The 19,389-nt window shown below is 54.8% G+C and carries 19 protein-coding genes; 3 read left to right on the top strand and 16 right to left on the bottom strand.

Annotation, left to right across the window (positions count from 1 at the left end; translation table 11 throughout):
- Window positions 1–136: 136 nt before the first annotated feature.
- Both GT003_RS10485 and GT003_RS10480 read right to left on the bottom strand, forming a co-directional pair.
- Window positions 137–700, bottom strand: a complete 564-nt coding sequence (locus GT003_RS10485; RefSeq protein WP_161697201.1) for a TetR/AcrR family transcriptional regulator — start codon at window positions 698–700, stop codon at window positions 137–139.
- A gap of 63 nt (window positions 701–763) precedes the next feature.
- The gene (locus tag GT003_RS10480) at window positions 764–1,093 is read right to left on the bottom strand and encodes an antibiotic biosynthesis monooxygenase family protein (RefSeq protein WP_204798889.1); all 330 of its coding nucleotides are present in this window, start codon (window positions 1,091–1,093) and stop codon (window positions 764–766) included.
- A 128-nt stretch (window positions 1,094–1,221) separates the two neighbouring features.
- On the opposite strand from GT003_RS10480, the gene GT003_RS10475 reads away from it, so the two are divergent.
- Window positions 1,222–2,322, top strand: a complete 1,101-nt coding sequence (locus GT003_RS10475) for a GerAB/ArcD/ProY family transporter (protein WP_161697199.1) — start codon at window positions 1,222–1,224, stop codon at window positions 2,320–2,322.
- Here GT003_RS10475 and GT003_RS10470 read toward each other — a convergent pair.
- The 9 genes from GT003_RS10470 to GT003_RS10430 all read right to left on the bottom strand — a co-directional run bounded on the left by GT003_RS10470 (window position 2,311) and on the right by GT003_RS10430 (window position 11,001).
- Window positions 2,311–2,541 carry a hypothetical protein gene (locus tag GT003_RS10470; protein WP_161697197.1) on the bottom strand — a complete coding sequence of 77 codons (231 nt, stop codon included), beginning with the start codon at window positions 2,539–2,541 and terminating at the stop codon, window positions 2,311–2,313. The genes GT003_RS10475 and GT003_RS10470 overlap by 12 nt on opposite strands.
- Complete coding sequence (locus GT003_RS10465) at window positions 2,542–3,723, bottom strand: Ger(x)C family spore germination protein (RefSeq protein ID WP_161697194.1); 1,182 nt, start codon at window positions 3,721–3,723, stop codon at window positions 2,542–2,544.
- Between the two features lie 42 nt (window positions 3,724–3,765).
- Entirely contained in the window at window positions 3,766–5,322 is a 1,557-nt protein-coding gene (locus GT003_RS10460; protein ID WP_170312177.1) for a spore germination protein, read from the bottom strand.
- A 266-nt stretch (window positions 5,323–5,588) separates the two neighbouring features.
- A complete protein-coding gene (locus GT003_RS10455; RefSeq protein ID WP_161697339.1) occupies window positions 5,589–6,641 on the bottom strand; it encodes an Atu2307/SP_0267 family LLM class monooxygenase in 1,053 nt (350 codons plus the stop codon).
- Between the two features lie 333 nt (window positions 6,642–6,974).
- Window positions 6,975–7,298, bottom strand: a complete 324-nt coding sequence (locus GT003_RS10450) for an NIPSNAP family protein (RefSeq protein ID WP_161697190.1) — start codon at window positions 7,296–7,298, stop codon at window positions 6,975–6,977.
- Between the two features lie 192 nt (window positions 7,299–7,490).
- On the bottom strand, window positions 7,491–8,066 hold the full coding sequence (locus GT003_RS10445; protein ID WP_161697188.1) for a TetR/AcrR family transcriptional regulator: 576 nt from the start codon (window positions 8,064–8,066) through the stop codon (window positions 7,491–7,493).
- A 160-nt stretch (window positions 8,067–8,226) separates the two neighbouring features.
- The gene (locus GT003_RS10440) at window positions 8,227–8,769 is read right to left on the bottom strand and encodes an NAD(P)H-dependent oxidoreductase (protein WP_161697186.1); all 543 of its coding nucleotides are present in this window, start codon (window positions 8,767–8,769) and stop codon (window positions 8,227–8,229) included.
- 80 nt (window positions 8,770–8,849) lie between these two features.
- Complete coding sequence (locus GT003_RS10435) at window positions 8,850–9,602, bottom strand: SDR family NAD(P)-dependent oxidoreductase (protein ID WP_161697184.1); 753 nt, start codon at window positions 9,600–9,602, stop codon at window positions 8,850–8,852.
- Window positions 9,603–10,104: 502 nt separating this feature from the next.
- The gene (locus GT003_RS10430) at window positions 10,105–11,001 is read right to left on the bottom strand and encodes a LysR family transcriptional regulator (protein WP_161697181.1); all 897 of its coding nucleotides are present in this window, start codon (window positions 10,999–11,001) and stop codon (window positions 10,105–10,107) included.
- A gap of 223 nt (window positions 11,002–11,224) precedes the next feature.
- Here GT003_RS10430 and GT003_RS10425 point away from each other — a divergent pair, with 223 nt between their 5' ends.
- Window positions 11,225–12,016 carry an SDR family oxidoreductase gene (locus tag GT003_RS10425; RefSeq protein ID WP_161697179.1) on the top strand — a complete coding sequence of 264 codons (792 nt, stop codon included), beginning with the start codon at window positions 11,225–11,227 and terminating at the stop codon, window positions 12,014–12,016.
- A gap of 103 nt (window positions 12,017–12,119) precedes the next feature.
- On the opposite strand, the gene GT003_RS10420 is transcribed toward GT003_RS10425, so the two are convergent.
- From GT003_RS10420 to GT003_RS10410, 3 genes are all read right to left on the bottom strand, one after another.
- Window positions 12,120–13,268, bottom strand: coding sequence for a Gfo/Idh/MocA family protein (locus tag GT003_RS10420; protein ID WP_161697177.1), 1,149 nt, complete (start codon window positions 13,266–13,268; stop codon window positions 12,120–12,122).
- A gap of 177 nt (window positions 13,269–13,445) precedes the next feature.
- A complete protein-coding gene (locus GT003_RS10415; RefSeq protein WP_161697175.1) occupies window positions 13,446–14,528 on the bottom strand; it encodes a Gfo/Idh/MocA family protein in 1,083 nt (360 codons plus the stop codon).
- A 175-nt stretch (window positions 14,529–14,703) separates the two neighbouring features.
- On the bottom strand, window positions 14,704–16,089 hold the full coding sequence (locus tag GT003_RS10410) for an MFS transporter (RefSeq protein ID WP_161697173.1): 1,386 nt from the start codon (window positions 16,087–16,089) through the stop codon (window positions 14,704–14,706).
- 151 nt (window positions 16,090–16,240) lie between these two features.
- Here GT003_RS10410 and GT003_RS10405 point away from each other — a divergent pair, with 151 nt between their 5' ends.
- A complete protein-coding gene (locus GT003_RS10405; protein WP_161697171.1) occupies window positions 16,241–17,119 on the top strand; it encodes an MmyB family transcriptional regulator in 879 nt (292 codons plus the stop codon).
- 72 nt (window positions 17,120–17,191) lie between these two features.
- Here the strand turns inward: GT003_RS10405 and GT003_RS10400 are convergent, their stop codons facing one another.
- Both GT003_RS10400 and GT003_RS10395 read right to left on the bottom strand, forming a co-directional pair.
- Window positions 17,192–18,286 (bottom strand): Ger(x)C family spore germination protein, encoded by a 1,095-nt coding sequence (locus tag GT003_RS10400; RefSeq protein WP_161697169.1) that lies wholly within the window; start codon window positions 18,284–18,286, stop codon window positions 17,192–17,194.
- On the bottom strand, window positions 18,283–19,386 hold the full coding sequence (locus GT003_RS10395) for a GerAB/ArcD/ProY family transporter (RefSeq protein ID WP_161697167.1): 1,104 nt from the start codon (window positions 19,384–19,386) through the stop codon (window positions 18,283–18,285). Before GT003_RS10395 ends, GT003_RS10400 begins: the two co-directional genes overlap by 4 nt.
- Between the last annotated feature and the right edge of the window lie 3 nt (window positions 19,387–19,389).

The following is a 19,389-nucleotide window of genomic DNA, read 5'->3' as shown; positions in this document are numbered from 1 at the left end:
CGTTTTTCCTTAATTAATCAATTTCCACTCGATAAAAGTTTCTGATTATATCGTGATGCATAACGAGAATTTGGAATAAAAATTCCGATCTATACGCACAAAACAGCCCTTCGGACATAACGTCCAAAGGGCTGTTTTACACCAGTATCGTTTTCCATGATGCCTCTAGAATTTGCTGCATCTGGAGCTCGTTGAGCGGATATTTCTGCACGTAGTAACCTTTCAGGATGGAAGAAATGATGCCGTGAATGAGCTGATGGCACAGATGGGAATCCATTTCCCTGAAGATTCCCTGCTTCTGTCCCTCCACGATCAGGGAGATCACGACTTCCCGCGATTGATGGGCATCGTCCATGCTGCGCAATTCGGGCGAGATATAGGGCGAGAAGGAGAACGCGTCGATGAACAAGTACTCCTTGGGACATTGAATGCCGAACTGGAGCCTATTCAGCTGCAAGCATTTAAAACGCTCATACAAGCTTGCTTCCGGGTTGTAATCCTTCAACAGGTACTCGCCCATTAACAGCCGCGCCTCTCGATAGAGCGCATTTACGATTTCTTCTTTATTTTCGAAATAGTTGTAGATCGTGCCGGATCCTACGTTCGCCCGCTTGAAGATCTTGGAAAACGTAACCGCCTGCAGCCCCTCTTCATGAATCAAGTCGAGCGTGGCCGCCATTATATCCTGCCGTTTACTCATTAACTCCACCTCTTGGCACTAACATTAGTACGAGCCGGAGACGGATGTCAAGTAGCTGCGGCATTATTCGGCGGCAGGTTCGAAGGTTCCGACGACTTCATACATGCACGGCTCGAACTTGGCGATCGTCAATGCTTCCTGAAGATACGGCAGCGGCCGAGGGTCGCCTCGCATCGCTTCGTAATCTTCCTTGCTTCTCCATTGCGCGTACATGGTTACTTTGGTCCCGTCAAGGCTTCGATGCAAGGCGCAGGAAATAAATCCCGGCGCATGGCGGACCGATACGTTCGTGACTTGCGTCAGCAGCTCGACCAGACGTTCCTGATTGGCAGGCTCGACCGTGAATACGTTAATGAACGTCAATAGACTTGGTTTCATCGAAATTCGTGTCATGTTTGAGCTCCTTATTCATTCGTATTGGACTCGGAGGTTAGGGGCTTGCACTCCAACGGCTGGGTATATTTGGCTGTCAAACCGCCGATACTTGAAACACCTCTGCGAAGAAAGGAGAGTGCGCGAGCATGCAAACTTCCGAGAAAATCACCAGTACCCAAATGGGCTATTTAATGTTTACCTTCATCGTTTCCACGAACATGCTAACCGTTCCCTCGATCATGGTCATGTTCGGCAAACAAAATGCCTGGATGTCCATCATTCCCGCGGCAGCGACAGGATTGATCACGATTTGGGTCATGATCGCGCTCGGCAATCGATATCCCGGATTAACGATTACCCAATACAGCACGAGAATCGTCGGAACCTGGCTGGGCAAGCTGGTCGCGGTCAATTACATTTATTATTGGTTCGTATCGATATCGACGATCACGATGCAGCATACGGGGTTTATTTCGACGCTTCTGCTTCCCAAGAGCCCTTCCCTCGTCATTAACGCCACGTTCATGATCTTATGCGGATTGGCTGCCGCCGCGGGCATCGAAGTGATCGGGAGAACCAACGAGTTTCTTACGCTGCTGATTCTCGTTTTCTTGCTCCCCCTCTTGATCCTTACGGCCTTGGACGCCAATCCGCAGCAACTCAAGCCGGTCCTGGGCGGCGGGATTGTCCCTGTATTGCAAGCGGCGATCAGCCCCGCCGGCGGCTTCATGAATCAGCTCTTTCTCATAGGTTGGCTTCTTCCCTACATGAATAAACCTCAGAAAGCCCGGAAGGTATCGCTCCTTGCGCTGCTCGGCATCACCTGTTCTTCGCTGTTCATCGTTTCGCTGACCATCATGGTCCTCGGTCCGCTGACGGGCAAATTAACGTATTCCTTCTTAAGCGTGGTCCAATATATCGGCATCGAAGGCTCTTTCGAACGGCTGGAAGCGATTGCCGTATCGATGTGGGTGCTGGGTTGTTTCGTGAAGGTTTCGGTCTCGTTGTTTATCCTGTGCTTATGCATCAGCCAGTTGTTCGACATGAAGCATTATCGGGAAATCGTGCTTCCGACCGCGCTGCTGTCGATTATCGGCGCGGTATGGATTTTTTCAAGCGCTGCTGAACTGCTTAATTACCTGGTTTTTACGTTTCCCCTTTTGGCTTTTTTCAATCAGACGCTATTGCCCTTATTGCTGCTCATGATCGACACGGTCAAAAGAAAGGTTCGCCGCTCACTGTTTTAACAAACGTTTTCCGATCGGTTCGAGCAATAGCTTGAACGGAACGGTAAAGCTTGGCAGCTTCACGCCTGCAATCAGCAAGGCGCCGATCACGATCGAGACGCCCATCAGCAGCCCGTATACGGCTGCTTCTTTGGTTTTGCGTTCGTACAGCAAAGATCGCATGCGGACGACCGACCATATAGCGACCAGAAGGATGTAACCGGCGATTTTAAGGATCATTTAGTGGATCGTCTCCTTATCTTTCAATTGCAGAGGGGGCCCCGCCATGCCTGATCCCTTAAGCTGTATTTTTACTTCGATGGACACTTCTGCATTCTGATATTTGGGGTCCCATTGTGACTTTACCGCATTCCACTGCTTCGGCCGATTTTGGTAGATGTCTCTTCCGAAGCCGATACTGTCGACTTTGTATTGCCGTTGAAGCTTGTCGATCGTGCTGCGTACTTGCTTCTGGACTGTCTTCTCCAAACATTTTTCGACGAGGGCAACATTTTTCGGGCGGCTGATATCGAGCGCGGAATTGTTTTCCACCAGGCTGCCTTGCCCGCTGAGCCGAATGTTCACCTTAATCCGATCTCCGATTACTTCCGCTTTGATTTTTCGATCGGCATGGTTTAACATCACGCCCACGATTCCGGCACCGTTAGGCAGTTCGGTGCTGACCCTGCCGTGCTTCATGCGATCCGTCGCCCACATGAATCCGTCCGTATCCACCCCGTCCAGGAATCCCACGACTTTCAAATCCTTGAACAGGGCCGAGCCAGCCAGCTTGAAAATGTTGTTTTTGTCGTTGGAACCCCCTGGCGAATGCTGGACCTCGATCACGCCGGTTACTGGATTGATGCCTTCGCCGGACGCCTCGACGAAAAAATCCCGCAGCGTAACCGCCAATTCGCTTCGCAGTCCTTCCATTTCCTTGACCGCTTCAATCGGTACTTGCTCGAAGGGATAATGCGTTTGCAAGATTTCCAGTGCCGTTCCCCCCTTCACGACCATGATATAGGTTCGGAGACGCTGGCGCGGATCATGCGCATAAACATCGAGAACATCGTTGACTCCCTTCTCTCTCCCGAATGCTTCGCCGACGAAAATCACGCTGCGGTGGGCGGTGAACAATTTGCGGGAGCTCTTCTGCTGGATTTTTTGAAACGCATCGTTCGTATTTTTACCGGTGGCGGACAGGACAAAAAACCTTTCTTGCGTGCCGTTTCCTGCGCCTTCCGGCCCTCCCTGGCTCGAAGAGGGAACCGCGATCTGCACGGATAATAGGAATTTCTTGTCCTTCGTTAAGTCGAATGCGGATCCCGTTATGAACGCCAGATCGTTGATTTCGGTACGGTCCCAGCAGCCGCTGACGAGCATCGCGGAAATGAGCAGACAAGTGCATAGCATCGGTCTCATAATACCTTCTCCTTATCTCCCGTGGAACAGATCGGACTTGCGTCAAGAAGACTGCTCGCCGCGTGACGGGCCCGGCTTCTGTCCCCGAGGTTCACGGTACGGATTGTCGGTTCCACCCAGGATGGGACGGTTAGTCTTCGCCCAAATCGGCGCCCGAATGAACGTATCCTTCAAGCTCGTGAAAGAAAGCGGAATCGGCTTGAAATACGGTTCGCCGAACGAACGCAAGGAGGCGACATGTAGCAGAATGCCCAGAAACCCGAGCACGATGCCGTAAAGCCCGAACATGCCGGCTAAGAACAGCATCGGAAACCGCAGTAACCGGATGCCGTTCGCGAAGCTGTAGCGCGGGATCGTGAACGCCGCGATTCCCGTGATGGATACGATGATGACGACTGGCGCCGATATGATGCCCGCCATGACGGCAGATTGTCCGATGACCAGCGCGCCTACGATGCTGACCGCTTGACCGATTTGCTTCGGCAGACGAATCCCGGCTTCGCGCAGCGCTTCGAACGTGATTTCCATCAGCAGCGCTTCGACCAGCGCCGGGAAAGGAACGGCTTCCCTCGCGGAAGCGATGCTGATCACGAGATTCGTCGGAATCATCTCCTGATGGAACGTCGTCACCGCTACGTAGAGAGGCGGAGCGAAGACCGCGATGAAGATGAACAAGAATCGGATCCACCGCACGAAGGTCGCAATGGGCCAGCGCGTATAGTAGTCCTCGCTAGCTTGTAGTCCTGTCCAGAACGTCATGGGCACGATCAAGACGAACGGAGTATTATCGACAAGTATGGCGATCCTGCCTTCCAGAAGCTCGGCAGCCACGACGTCGGGCCGCTCCGTGCTATGTACCTGCGGGAAAGGCGAATAAGGCAAATCCTCGATAAACTCCTCCACGTAGCCCGAGTCGAGGATGCCGTCGATTTGAATGCGCGTGACTCGCTTGCGGACTTCCTCCACCAGAGATTCGGCAGCAATACCGGCTATATAGGAGATGATGACTGCGGTTTGCGACAGCTCCCCAATTGTGAAGGACTCCATTTTCAGCCGCGGGGTTCTGAGCCTGTTACGAAGGAGTCCCATGTTCGTGGAAATATTCTCGATGAATCCATCCCTGGGACCATGTATGACGGGTTCCGAGGAGGGTTCCTCCAGGCTGCGCTGTTTCGTGCCGGCTGCCTTCACCAGCACCGCGCGGTCATCCGCTCTCGTCAAGACGGCGGCATAGCCGCTTAATACTTTGCTTACGATCTCTTTGAGGTTGACAGTCATCTTCGTCGACCCCGCCGAAATCATTTGATCGTTCAACGTTTCGGCGCTTCTAAGATCGGCGTGATCCGCTTCCGAACATTTGGCGATCAGATGCTTCACGATATGATTATCGACTACTTCTTCATTGATCAAGCTCGAAATGTAAACGATAAGCCATTGCAGCCTGCCTGCGGTTCGAATTTCCCGATATTCGACATCGGAGCAATTCTGGAACAGCCGTTTGAAGACGGTTTCGTTCTGCTCCAAGTCCGCCTTGATTGTATCGTTCGCTTCCAGTTCGGGATGATCGAGCTCCGTTACGGCCGAATACCTGGCTTTCATGCGCGTTCTTCTCCTGAACGGTTTCACGGATCAAGCCCCCCAAATAAACACGAATACGTATACTTTCTCATGTTCCGTCCAAATTTATGCTAATTCCCGGCCAAGGCATCGATGTGCTCTAGTCAACTTTGGGCTTGGACGAACTTATGGGTAACCGAAAAAGAGAAATGGCCGAAACCGTCGGTTTCAGCCATCTCTTTTATTGGACGAGCAAGCCACTCCTCGCAACTTGCTGACCGAATTTGCACCTCGTTCATGTTCAACGTTCAGGATTGCTCGGCTTCCCATTTCGCATTCGCTTCCCGCACTCGCGGCGCGACTTCCGTTCCTAACAGCTCGATCGCCTTCATGACGTCCTGATGCGGCATCGTGCCGACGGGCATATGCAAGAAGAAGCGCGTGAAGCCCAGCTGCTTGCGCATATACATGATCTTGTTCGCCACCGCCTCGGGATCGCCGACGAAGAGGCTTCCTTCCAGGCTGCGTTCGGCATCGAATTTGGCCCTGGTGTATTCTCCCCAGCCGCGTTCTTTGCCGAATGCATTGAACGATGCCTGCGTAGAAGGGAAATACCGGTCGACCGCAAGCGGCGTGCTCTCCGCGACGAAGCCCAGGGAATGCACGGCTACGCGTAATTTGGAAGCATCATGCCCCGCGGAGGCGGCGGCTTTCTTGTACAGGTGCACGATTGGCGCGAACCGCAGCGGGCTTCCGCCGATGATGGCCAAGACAAGCGGCAATCCGTGTACGCCTGCGCGTACGGCCGATTCCGCATTCCCTCCGCTGCCGACCCAGACCGGCAGCGGATTCTGCACCGGCCGCGGATACACGCCAAGATTCGTGAATGCCGGGCGATGACCGCCCTTCCAGGTGACCTTCTCCGACTCTCTTAATTTCAGCAGCAGCTCCAGCTTCTCTTCGAACAGCACTTCGTAGTCGTTCAAATCGTACCCGAATAACGGAAACGCGTCGACCATGGAGCCTCGGCCGACGATCATCTCGGCACGCCCGTTGGATAATCCGTCCAGCGTCGCGAATTGTTGAAACACGCGAACGGGATCGGCTGCGGAGAGCACGGTGACCGAGCTGGTCAAGCGAATCCGCTTGGTCATGGGAGCCGCCGCCGCCAAGATCAGGGCCGTAGCGGAATCCCCGAATTCCTTCCGGTGATGCTCGCCGATTCCGAAGATATCGAGCCCGACCTTATCGGCCAGGACGATTTCTTCCACGACCTCCCGCATTCGCTCCGCATGACTTATCGTCACCCCCGTATGCACGTCAGGCGTCGTTTCGACGAAGGTATCGACGCCGATTTCCATTTTAGTTTCCCCTGTTCCCATTTTCATTTTCCCCCTTCATAATTGGCCGTATCTTCAAGATTTTCGATTCCGTATCCGACAGGATAAAGAACGAGAATTAGTATTTATCCTATTCATAGATAATATACTTATAGGATACTAGTTTGTCAACCTCCCTCCTTGCGATCGCCGTTTCGCGGATAACGGCTCTCCGAAGGTTCATGCCCCGTTATTTTGCCAACGCAAAATCCAGACCGGGAAGGTCCCGCCCTGGATTGCGATAAGCAGCAGACATCATGTCGTGTCCCCGCAGGCTTTCAGTCATCCATCCGATAGAAAATCAAACGCCGACCCTTACTTCGATTGGAAAAACGGCGCGTTCTTCATATAGATGATATCGATGCCTTCATGAAGCGGACCGTTAAGTTCCGTTCTCTTCTTCAGGTCGAGCCATTCCGGATCGTTCGAAAAAGCTTGGAAGTTCCGTTCCCGCGCTGCCGCGTCCGGATGCTCAAGGACGTAATAAAGCTCGTTCTTCGATTCGTCCGCATCGACCCAGAAATTCGTCACCTTCATGCCGTGCTTGGCGAAAATCCGAATCGTATCCTTCTCGAACCGATCCAGAATCGCCTGCAGCCGGCCCGGTACGACATGGTAAATCCGCAGTTCGTATAACATGATAGCCATCCTCCTCGATTACATTCCATCATAGAAGTTCGATGTCGTTCCAAGTCTTAATCATGCATCTTAGCCAAGCTTAGACGTAGGATTCACATCCGTGATCGATTCTAAGCTTGGCTAGCTGCTATATCACCTAAGCACAGAAACCTATCTACCTATAGATAGGTGTCTATCAGGAAAAAATCCGCTTTATTTTACCGTTAAAGCGGATAATACTCCATTGGCAATCCGGTCAAACCTGCTTCGGTCCCGAAAACTTTTGGCAAGCAGCTGCGCGCCTTGAAGCGACGCCAGAAATAGATGGGCTTGCACGCTCGCATCGCCCTCGAAATACAGCTGGCCTTCGCGCTGCCCGTCTTCGAGCACCCGCTGCAGCCAATCCAAGTTGGCGGTTAGAAACTCGGCCAATCCTTCTCCCGCTTTGCCCGACAACGCGCCGAGGTCCGTCGAGAGCATGACGCCCAGGCATGTACAATAGTCTTGTACCGGCTCGGCGTACATGAGCGTGAATTTACGCAATCGTTCCAGGTTATTCGAGGTTTCGTTATCGAATTGAACGGATGCGGCAATAAAGTTTTTGCGATAACGCGCGATCAGGGCTTCTCCGAGGTCCTCTTTGTTCGGAAAATGGTAATGAATGCTGGCCGTGCGTATGCCGATCTTCTCTGCGATATGCGAATAACTGAAACCGTTAAAACCGACATCCTGGACGATGGCCTGCGCAGTATCCAATATAAGCTCGGCAGTATTCTTGTTTTTATTCATAATGCCATCCTACCTTCGCGTAGATAGCTTGTCAACCATGGCTGCTTAAACGGATCGGCAACCACGGTTGCTCAAGCGGATCGGCAGCAGTCGGCATACTCATCGTTCAAAGCGGCACTACGGACGGCTTGCGTCCATGTACAGGTCGACGAATACGTCGTTATACCGTTACTGCGGCCGGTTGTACAGTTTGAAGATGGTGAATGTAGTCTTTGGCGCTCTGCGCCAAACGTTCTTCCGTTACGTTGGACGTATCGTTCAGAGAGAAATGAGGCAGGTACGCAGCGCTGATGAAATGAGCGGTCGCTTCGATCGGACGCAGGATTTCTTCCAGCGTGAAGCGGTTGAACCCGCTCGGTTGATACGACGCTTCCGTACCGTACGTCGAGATCGCCACGCCGAATTGTTTCCCGGTCATCTTCGTGCCTTCCGGACCGTAAGCCCAGCCGTACAGCAGCACGGTATCAAACCATTTTTTGAGCAGCGGCGGCGTGTTGTACCAGTAAAGCGGGTATTGGAAAATCACCCGGTCATGCGACTCAAGCAGCTGCTGTTCGCGCGCCACGTCGATATTTTCGTCCGGGTACGCCTCGTACAATTCGTGAATCGTGATGTCTTCGTACTTTTTCAATTCCGCCACCCATGTTTTATTCCATTGGGATGCTTCGATATTCGGATGCGTGACGATAACGAGTGTTTTCATTGTATTCGCTCCATTCATGATTGTAGTTGGACGGTTCGGTTTTCTGAATGCGGACGGCATGAGCTTGCCCAGCAGGCGGCTTACCATTGACCTGCGTTTTGACCGCCGTCGACGTGAAGAATTTCGCCGGTAACGAACGGAGCGGAATCCAGATAAAGGATCGCGTCGACGATTTCCTGGGCTTCGCCCATTCGGCCGATCGGATGCAAGCCGTTCAAGAAGTCATGATATTCCGACGGATGCATCGGCGTCTTGATGACCCCTGGCGCGACTGCATTCACGCGAATGCCTTTGTCCGCATATTCGATCGCCAGCGATTTCGTCGCGTTGCCCAAGCCGCCTTTAGTCAATGCGGCAAGCAAGGCCGGGACGGCTTTGATCGGCTGGTCTGACGCTCCGCTTGCCGTGATGTTGATAATATGCCCCTTACCTGCTTTAAGCATTTCGGTAACCGCGCGCTGCGTGAGGTGGAAAAATCCGCCTACGTTCGTCGACAATACCGCATTGAAATCTTCCACCGTGTACTCCGTAAAAGGTTTCGATACGAAAATGCCGGCATTGTTAACGAGCGTATCGATGCGGCCGAAACGAGACAGTGTTTCCGCGATCAGACGATCAGCGGTTTGGGGATCCGAAATATCCCCGGCCACGTAAGCGACATGCGCGCCTGACGGATCGATTTCCCGCGCTGCCTCGGCAAGCTCGTGTTCGCGACGCCCGTTAATGACTACGCTGCCTCCGCGTTTCACCATTTCGATCGCCGTTGCTTTCCCCATGCCGCTGCTTCCGCCTGTAATTACCGCTACTTTACCTTGTACGTTGGACTGATTCATGTTCATTCTCCTTTTTTCTACCTATAAAAAGGTAGATTTATTAGTTTGAATTCCCGTTCTTTCTTCCTCCATTTGCATTCCGCTTCGTGCCGCGTCTCACGTTCCCTTATCGTGCTTGACGGCTTCGCTATCTCAACTCGGGCACCTCCTGTACAATGGACCGAGCATGATTCGTTTCATCGCTGCGTCATGCGTGCTGCTGTTGTTCATGAGGTTATTCTACCTTTTAGTAGGTAGAGTGTCAATGCTAATTTTTAGCACCTTCATGTCGCGTTCTTTTTGTCTCCACCATTCGGCGGTTTCGAATAAGAATGTCCGATGCCGGGGGCCCACCCTGAATTGAACAACTTGCCGCCAGGCATACGTTCTTCAAGCAACTGAATGAAAAACGCCGCGACAAGAAGCTCCATTCATACGGTGACGCACGGCCTCTTCATACGCGGAGCTGGAATGCCGGGTTTATACTGCCTCATTGCTCGAAAACCACGAAACGACCTTCAGTTCAGGCAGAGAACGAACCTCCCGCCCCGGCTTGCCCTTCGATGAAGCTGACGAAATTACGGGCTGCCGGGGTCAGAAACCTTTCCTTTTTGAGATGCAGTCCGACTTCCCACGCCCAGCCTTCATCTTCGATCCGAATCCAACGCAGCCCCTCCAAGTTCAGGCCTGCCGCCTTCGGCAGCACGGATAAGCCAAGTCCGGCCGCAACGAATCCTGCCACGGTGGGAAGATCCTCCGCATCGTACGTGGGCGCGAGCGTGAAATTCTGATGATGGACGCGAGCGAGCAGCGAATCCTTCAAGCCGCAGTTATCCTTCAAACCCACGAACGGCTCGCCTGTGATTTCCTTCAAGCCGATACTTTCGTAATCCGCAAACGGATGATCGGCGGAGACGACAAGATACAGCGGCATCGAGATCATCGGTATCCATTCATAAGCTTCGCTTGCGGGTCTCTCCGAGGTAATCAACAAGTCCGAATACCCGCTTTCGACCCGCTCCAGTATCGTGCCTTTGTCCCCCTGCGTCAGCTCGAAGGTGATTTTCGGATTCGCGCGCTGATAGTCGCGTATCAATCGCGGAATGAATCCGACGCCGAGTATATTCAGGTAAGCCAGATGGATAACGCCCGATTCGGGATTCGCGCATTCGTCAATTTCCTTCTTCCCCCGGTCCACCTCCTGCAATATCTTCTCGACGCGCTTGGCAAACATGGAACCGTAGCGATTAATTTGCAGGTTCCGGCCTTTCCGTTCGAACAACGGCACGCCGAGCTCGGCCTCGAGCTTCGATATGGAATGGCTTAACGCGGGCTGCGTCACGGACAACGTTTCGGCGGCTTTCGTCAGATGCTCCGTGCGGGCCACTTCCAAGAAATATTCTAATTGCGTGAGCTCCATTAGGTGTTCCTCCTGACTGTCTGGCAGCATATTGTTGGTGCCATCATACCTGCTCAATTAGCGTTCAGGCAAGCATGGCTGAGATCGTAACCTAAATATATATGAATATAAGTCATGTATTTTATTATTATTATCAATTAGATTTATTATTCTAATGGAGGTAAGCTGGCACATGTAACGCGTTCATCATTCTCATCACAACCGTACAGGGAGGAATACCATCATGAAGCTTGCATCTTACGAAACTGAATTCCAAGGAAAACGCGCGCTAGTAACCGGCGGAACGAAAGGTATGGGCTATGCGATCGTAAAGCGGCTGGCCGATGCCGGTGCAGAGGTGCTCACCACTGCCCGCACGATTCCTGCAGAACAATCTATTGAAGGCGTTCATTACGTGCAAGCCGATATTACGAAGCCGGAAGGCACGGCGCGGATCGTCGAAGCCGTAAATGAAAAGCTGGGCGGCATCGATATCCTCATCAATACGGTAGGCGGCGCTTCGACCCCGCCGGGCGGAGCACTGGCATTAACCGAAGCGGACTGGCTGGAAACCTTGAACATGAATCTGCTCGGCTCCGTTCGCTTGGACAGAAGCTTGCTTCCGCTCATGGTCGAGCAAGGCAAAGGCGTGATCATTCATGTCAGCTCCATCCAGAGAAGGCTACCGCTGTACGAGACGACTTTGGCGTATGCGGCTTCCAAAGCGGCATTGACGACCTACAGCAAAGGCTTATCCAAGGAATTCTCGCCGAAAGGGATTCGCATCAACACGATCGCGCCGGGCTTTATTCAAACGGAAGCGGCGGATCGCATGATCGACCGCATCGCGACTGTCGCGGGCAGCCGCGAAGCCGCGCTGGGCGAGCTCATGAACTCCCTCGGAGGCATACCGATCGGACGTCCCGGGCTGCCCGAGGAAGTCGCCGAGCTGGCCGCCTTTCTGGTATCCGATCGGGCGGCATCCATTACGGGCAGCGAACATACGATCGACGGCGGCACGGTACCTACCGTTTAACGCAACCTTTCCCTGTTCGCATGTCCGTCCCCTAGTCAAAAAGCCGCGTCCATGATGGAACGCGGCTTTCTTCATGGATTTGGCATTCTACGCGGTATTCCGCTCAAAGCTTGATGATCTGCTCCCCGCGGGAAGCGCTCTTGCGGAAATCCGGCATCTCCATCGCGCGGCCGCCGTTCATCACGGACAGCTCGGACAGCATGGCGACGGCCGTCCATTCGCAAGCGTCGTACACGTCGATGGCCGGTTTGCGTTCTCCCTTCACCGCCGCCACAAAATCCTCGACGATGAAATAGTCGCCTCCCCAGTGCCCTGCCGATTTCTGCTCCTCCGTCACGTTCCGATAACGTTCCGGCAAATATTCGGCGTATTCCGAAAGCGGACGCCACTGCATCTCGTCCTCTCGGTCTCCCATGCCTTCGAGCCATATCTTGTGCGTATCGCCCAGCCCCCGCGGCGCTTCATAACAGCCCTTCGTCCCTTGCAGCGTATAGTAATTCAAATTATGCGGCCGTCTCGAGATGCAGTCGATCCGCAGCTTGATCAGCTTGCCGCTCTCCATCTGGCAGAGCGTGATCGACGTGTCCTCCTGACGGAAACGGGTGTCCGTGTGCCAGCCCGTGCCGAAGCACGAGACCGAACGGATCCGATCTTCGCCGAACCACTGCATGACCGGGCCAAGACTGTGCGTCGGGTAGAACGCGCCCCGTTTGCCGAGCTGCCAGTAGCTGCGCCAAGTCGGCTTGACTCCCTCGCCGGGTTGACTGCGGCTCGGCCTGAATGCCAAGCTGCGAACATCGTGAATATATTCGCCTTCGCCGAAGTAGACGTCGCCGAACAAGCCGGCCTTCACCATGCCTAGAATTTGCTGATTTTCCGGAATATAGCAGTAATTCTCGGCCATCATGTACACGCGGTCGATTTGTTCCGCGGTTTCCTTCAGCCACCATAGCTCGTCCATCGTCACGCCCGCGGTGACTTCGCTCAAGACATGCTTGCCCGCCTGAAGAGCCAAGATCGCCTGCGGCACATGCAGCTGCATCGGAGTCGAAATAATGACCGCGTCGATATCCGAATCCAGCATATCCTCGTAGATGCGGTAAGTCCGCGGAATTCCTTCCTTGGCGGCCGTCGCTGCGAGGAAATCGCCGTCCAAATCGCACAAAGCGACGACCTCAGCCCCTTCGATGCACCGGAAACCCTGCAGGGTGCTGAGTCCTCTTGCTCCGACAATGCCCACTTTAATCGTCATGACGATACGCCTCCGATATGGTTGTCTTCTCGGTTCCAGCATATTCCATTCCAATCCGCTAGACAAGACTTCATCGAGAAGCGGACGAAGGTGATCGCATAAAGAAGCTGCCTCGCAAGAGGCAGCTTCTTTATGCGGCATGGTTCGCCAGAGCAGCGAACCGGTATTAACCGTTCATTATTGAGGCAGCTCGACGGATACCTCGCGGCGGGATTCCGCGGACCGGAGCACGCCGTCGATAATCGCTTGCTGAATGAGAATCTGGTCGCCGGGGATCGGAGCCGGACGACCATCGCGGACCGCTTCGGCAAAATCATGGACCTTCTGGTCGAACAAGTTCAATTTATGCTCGATCGTCGGAATCGGCGTCGCGGTGTGGGCGCCGAATTCGTCATGGAACAACGTGATGGAGCCGACCGAGCCGTCCCACACGCCGGACCAAGGACCGATTCCGGCCGGCGTTACCTTCAGGCCGGCGTCCGTGCCGAGGAACATCGTCGCTCCGAGCGTATCCATATGCATCGCCCACGAGATCTTGAACTGCAGCACGAGATCGTTCTCGAATCGCACCATCGCCACGCCGAAATCTTCTACTTCGAAATTGCTCGCTTCCGGATGGTAGATATTGTTGGAGCCGAAATGATTCGACGTAAAGGCCGAGACCGTAAGCGGACGCGGGTAGCCGAGCGTGTTCAGTGCCATGTCCAGCGAGTAGCAGCCGATATCGGCCATCGCGCCGGCGCCGGCAAGCTTCTTGCTGATGAACGTACCGCCGGGCATGCCGCGGCGGCGTCCGCCTCCCGTCTCGACGTAATACACGTTGCCGAGGCGTCCGGACTGCACGATCGTTTGCAGCAGCTTCATGTTCGGGTCATAGCGGGGCTGGAAGCCCAGCGTCAGCATCTTTCCGCTTTCTTTCGCGGCCTGCGTCATCTCGATTCCTTCTTGAAGCGTGACGGACATCGGCTTCTCCAGAAGCACGTTCTTGCCCGCGCGCAGCGCGTCGACGGTAGTAATATGGTGAGAGACGTTCGGCGTGCAGATGCTTACGCCGTCCAGCTCCAGCTTCAACAGCTCGTTATGGCTGTCGAAGGATGCGGCTTCCGTTAGGCCTTCCGTCTCGGCGAATGTCGCCGCCTTGCTCGGAATGACGTCCGCGACGCCGACGATCTCGACGTACGGCAATTTCTTGTAAGCGGAAATATGCGCTTTGGCAATACCTCCGGTTCCGATGATTCCGATTCGCAGCTTGTTGCTCATTGTCGTGTCCCTCTTCTCTATGAAAGTGTGGAATATTGACTTCATCGTGCATAGCTTCACAGAATGAAGATAGCACATCGGAGGAAGAATGGTAACTTCAATTTGATGTCACCTTTCGTACGAGTTTGCGACAGAGGCACGGCAGACGGATCGATGAGTCAAAGGATCACCAAGGCTAATCGCCGCGACGCTCCTCCTTGATGAATGCGAGCGACAGCAAGCCGCCGCCGATTAACACGGCGGTCATCGCGAGAAGCACGACGTGCATCCCTGCCGCGAAATCCGATTGGCCGGTTACGATCATGCTGGCGATCGCGACGCCGACCGCTGCTCCTAGCTGCCTGCTGGCGTTCAATGCGCCGCTGGCCGCGCCAGCCTGTTCCTTGGCAGCGGATGAGATGACGGCCGTCATCAAGGAAGGTATCGTCAGCGAGACGCCGAAGCCGACCAAGAGCAAGCCGGCGATCGCGAGCGCTCCGTCCGCTTCCCCGCCCAGCGTCATCAGGGCGGCCGTGCCGGCGGCCGTCAAGCCAAAACCGGCGCTCATCGGGACTCTCGGTCCGATTCTCCCGACGATTCGTCCCGTAAGAATGGGATTGAACGCAAGCGGAAGCATCATCGGCAGGAGCAGCAATCCGGCCGCGCCAGCCGATAATTCACGCGTTCGCTGCGCATACAAGGGCAGCATGAACAATAGGCCGGCCAGCGCCAGATTAATGGCCATCCCCGCCGCCATCCCTCCCGAGACGGCCGGATTCCGAAACATCCGAAGCGGCAGCATCGGCGCTCTTCCTCTCGATTGCGAACGGATAAATACACAGCCGCTTAGTAAGGCCGCGCACACGACCGCCAGAATCAGAGGCGAGAGCCACCCGTACGTCTGGCCTTCCATCAGAACGAAGGATACTGCCGCGATCGCGGCAAAAGCACTCAACTGTCCCGCCCAATCGAAGCCGCGCCCCGGATTGCGGCTTGTTTCGCCGACATACCTTGCCGTGACCAGCAGCCCGGCGAGCGCGAGCGGGACCTGCAGCAGGAAAATGCTTCGCCAACCGGCAGCGTCGACGAGCAAGCCGCCGACTACCGGCCCGGCCGCCATCGCCACGCCCGTGGATGCCGCCCATATCCCCATTGCCCTGGCCCGCTCGGCCCGCCCGGTGAACGCATGCGCCAGCAGCGTCAGCGACGCGGGCATAAGAACCGCTCCGCCGACGCCGAGCGCCGCCCGGCAGGCGATCAGCACGCCGATCGTCGGTGCGGCGGCCGAGAGCCCGGAAGCAGCGAGAAATACGAACAAGCCGCCGAGATAGATGCGTTTCGCGCCCCATTTATCCGCCAAGGCTCCCATGCCCAATAACAAACCCGCGAACACGATCGTATACGTGTTCACGACCCATTCCAAACCTTCCATTCCGCCGCCCAAATCGTCCTGAATCGCGGGCAAGGCGATATTTACCACCGTCGTATCCATGAGTACCATGAAATAGCCCAGCGCCAGCCCCAGCATTAGCAGCGGCTTCGATTGACGACTCGGCGTCCCGATTGCGATCCCTTGCTGCATGTTGTCCATCCTCCCACTCTCGTATCTTCTACGTCTCTCGCGCTTGCGAGGAAAGTGTATAATGAAACGACAACGGGAAATAGATTACGGCTTATCCTAGGAGCGCTGCTCCTATGTTCAGCCATGTACAGAAAGGCAGGTGCGAAGGCGAGTGGAACCATCGGGTCAGGAGAGAAGACAGGAGCTCGCGCAGTTCCTGCGAACAAGGCGCGCCCGCCTGCAGCCGGAACAAGCCGGGCTCTCAAGCGGCGGAAGGCGGCGAACGCCGGGGCTGCGGCGCGCGGAAGTCGCGCTGCTTGCCGGCGTCAGCGCGGATTGGTATACGTGGCTGGAACAGGCGAGGAATATCCAGGTGTCCGCGCAAGTGCTTGACAGTCTCGCGGCGGCTTTGCAGCTGAACGGCGACGAGCGGAAGCATCTGTACTTGCTTGCGCTGCAGCAGCTGCCGGCCGAACAGCCGCCGGCGTCCGTCGGCATCGGCTCCGTCCTGACGCAGTTCTTGGAGCTTCAGGGAACCAGTCCCGCTTACGTGATGGATCCGAAGCTGAATGTCGTGGGGTGGAATAAGGCGGCCGCTCTGATCTACGGCGATTACGCGTCGATGTCCGAACGGGAACGCAACAGCCTCTGGCGAACGTTCACCTCCCCGTACGTCCGCCGCATGCTGCAGCATCATTGGGAATCGCATGCCCGGCACCGCTTGGCCACGTTCCGATCCCATTATGCCAACGATCCGGGGGATTCCTGGTGGATGTCGATAATTGCCGAGTTGAACACCGCAAGTCCGGAATTTCGGGCCTGGTGGCCGCAGCACGACGTACTGAGCGGACCCGAAGGCAAGAAGATCAACCATCATCCGATCGCCGGACGGCTCGTATTCGATCAGCTGTCGTTCGTCGTAACCGATGCGCCGCATCTGACGATGACGATCAACGTGCCTGACCGCGATACCGATACGGCGTCGCGGGTAGAGAAGCTTCTGTCAGGGAGTTTGCAGCCAGAGGAGCGTCTGCAACCAGGGGAGCGTTAAGAACTTCCCCTAGTTGACGAAGCTTGCGTCGCCGGCGCCGCTTCGATCGCAAGCCGCAGCCAATTCCGATCATTATTTGATGCCGCCCGAACTCTTGATTCGGATCTGCACCTTCGCATGGAAGGTCAGCTTCGGATACATCGCTTCCCAAGCCGTCCAATCCTTGTCGCGTTGGTAGCGCGTCGCGCGATACCGAAGTCCGAACCCGACGGGATCGACTTGGAGCGCCTGCAGCTTTTGCAAGAGATGCATATAGCGCGTCTGCGACTGTCGTTCGGCAAGCCGTTCATAATACGACCACGGCTGCTTGTATAACGTTTCGGTCGACTCCTCGGATTCGCCGACGATGCGAATGTTCATATGCAGCGCCGGCGCAGAAGGATCGATCGTGTACGTATACTTGAAATGCTGCACGGCGATGGCGAACTGAAGCGTCTTCGACTTCGTCTCGATATCGAAATGTTGAAAATCGGTCGTTAACGCATTGAAGATTCTCGTTTCTTCCGGACTTAATATGGCCTTCAGCCGCTTCTTGTCGAACACGGCGACGCGATCGATCAAATAGGCGCTATCCATGGGCCGAATGACCGGCATATACGGATCGAGCCCCTTCTCGGTCACTCTGCGGTGAAAATCGAATAAATATTCGGTCGCGATAAACGAAGATTCCGTCCCGTCCTGATCGAAGCTTAAGAATAAACTATCGCCCGGAAACCGCTCGGAGCCGGTCTTGACGTTCAGGACATCCTCGGCCGTCGGATCCCCTAAGGCCATGTAAGCGGCGCTTTGAATGTCCCTCCTCCGCAGAAACCAATCGAGCGTTCCTTTCTGCAGGATCTCCGCGCTCATCGCTTTGCCGATGACGATGATTTTCGCTTGCGAGAAGTCGAGTTCCTTATCCACCTTGGATTTCATATGGCGGACCGCTTCCGTAATCGTGCTCCCGTCGTCGCTGACGAGCTGGTACGCATTGGTCTTGCCGGGCTGGATTTTCGTGAACGGAATCGCCAGCTTCAAGGTCACGTGATAGGGTTTATTCGCGTGATTGGATTTATCGATGCCGATCGCCATCACGAAGAAGCGCCGATCGATATCCTTGAACCCGCATCCCGGCAGCCATAGCAACGACAGAATCAGCACTCCCTTCCAGATCCAACCCCGCTTCACTGCTGTATCCTCCGTTTGCTCTTGCTCCAAATAAACACGATCATCACGAACGCGGCATCGAACGGCAAATGAAAGATCATCCACGACGAAACTGCTTGGAACAACATGATTTCATTGATTCGGCTCCCGGCGAGGACGGTCCCGATCCCGATGACCACGCAGATCACGAGGCTGGGAAGCTTCGATCGCCATGCGGCGGTTTGCGGGTCGTAGCTGCGAAAACAGCTGCCGATCACCTGCGATCCCAGATGCCATGTGATCATGGTGAATACATACGTCATCATCAGCAGAATGAGCAGATAGACCGATATGACGCGTTCGATAAACACGTATTTCATGCGAATCGCATCGATCGTCGATACCCACGTGTAAATGTAATCGTCGATGCCGGCCGTGCCTAAGTAGCCGATTGGAATAAAAAAGGAAGCCAGCATAAGTCCGAGCCCGAGAAACGGGATCAGCCACAGGAAACGGATCGGCTTCCCGTCCTTGAACTCGCGGTTGAAGACAGCGAGTCCGATATAGCCTGCGAAAGTATATGACGACGCCGACACCGATTTCCAAGAAGGCATGATCCACGAGTAGTCGATCATGGCTTTGACCGCGTCGTAATTCATGTTTTCGCTGAAAATGCTGTGCACCAACAAGGTCAGAAGCAGCGGCACGCTCAGAATGAGAATGATTTCCAGGCTGAACAGCACCGTCTTCGTCGATTGCAGGGCACCGAAGCACGTTACGATCACGAACAAGCTAAGAAGAACATAGATTGCCATATCCGGGTTCAAGTACTTGGACATGATGAATGCGCAATGGATCCATATGAGACAACCGGACGTCATCGTTACCAGCCCGAACACGAGCATTAAGGGGACGGCGGCCGCCTTGGGCAGGAACATCGCCGCGATTTCAGGCAGGCCCTTGCCTTTGAATTGCTGCATGGACCGGGTGAATACCACCATCAGGACGCATCCGATCACGGGGCCGATGAACAAGGACGGGATCGCGCCGTCGAACCGCTCGTCGATCAGCACCCGCGGAATGAACAGGATCGTATGGATCAGCATGGAAACGCACATCAAGTAGAAGAAATAACGCGACAATCG

It is taken from the genome of Paenibacillus sacheonensis (assembly GCF_009909195.1).
Lineage (GTDB): Bacteria > Bacillota > Bacilli > Paenibacillales > Paenibacillaceae > Paenibacillus_Z > Paenibacillus_Z sacheonensis.
The sequence above is the reverse complement of the archived record's forward strand: the minus strand, read 5'-3'. Positions and strand labels throughout refer to the sequence as shown.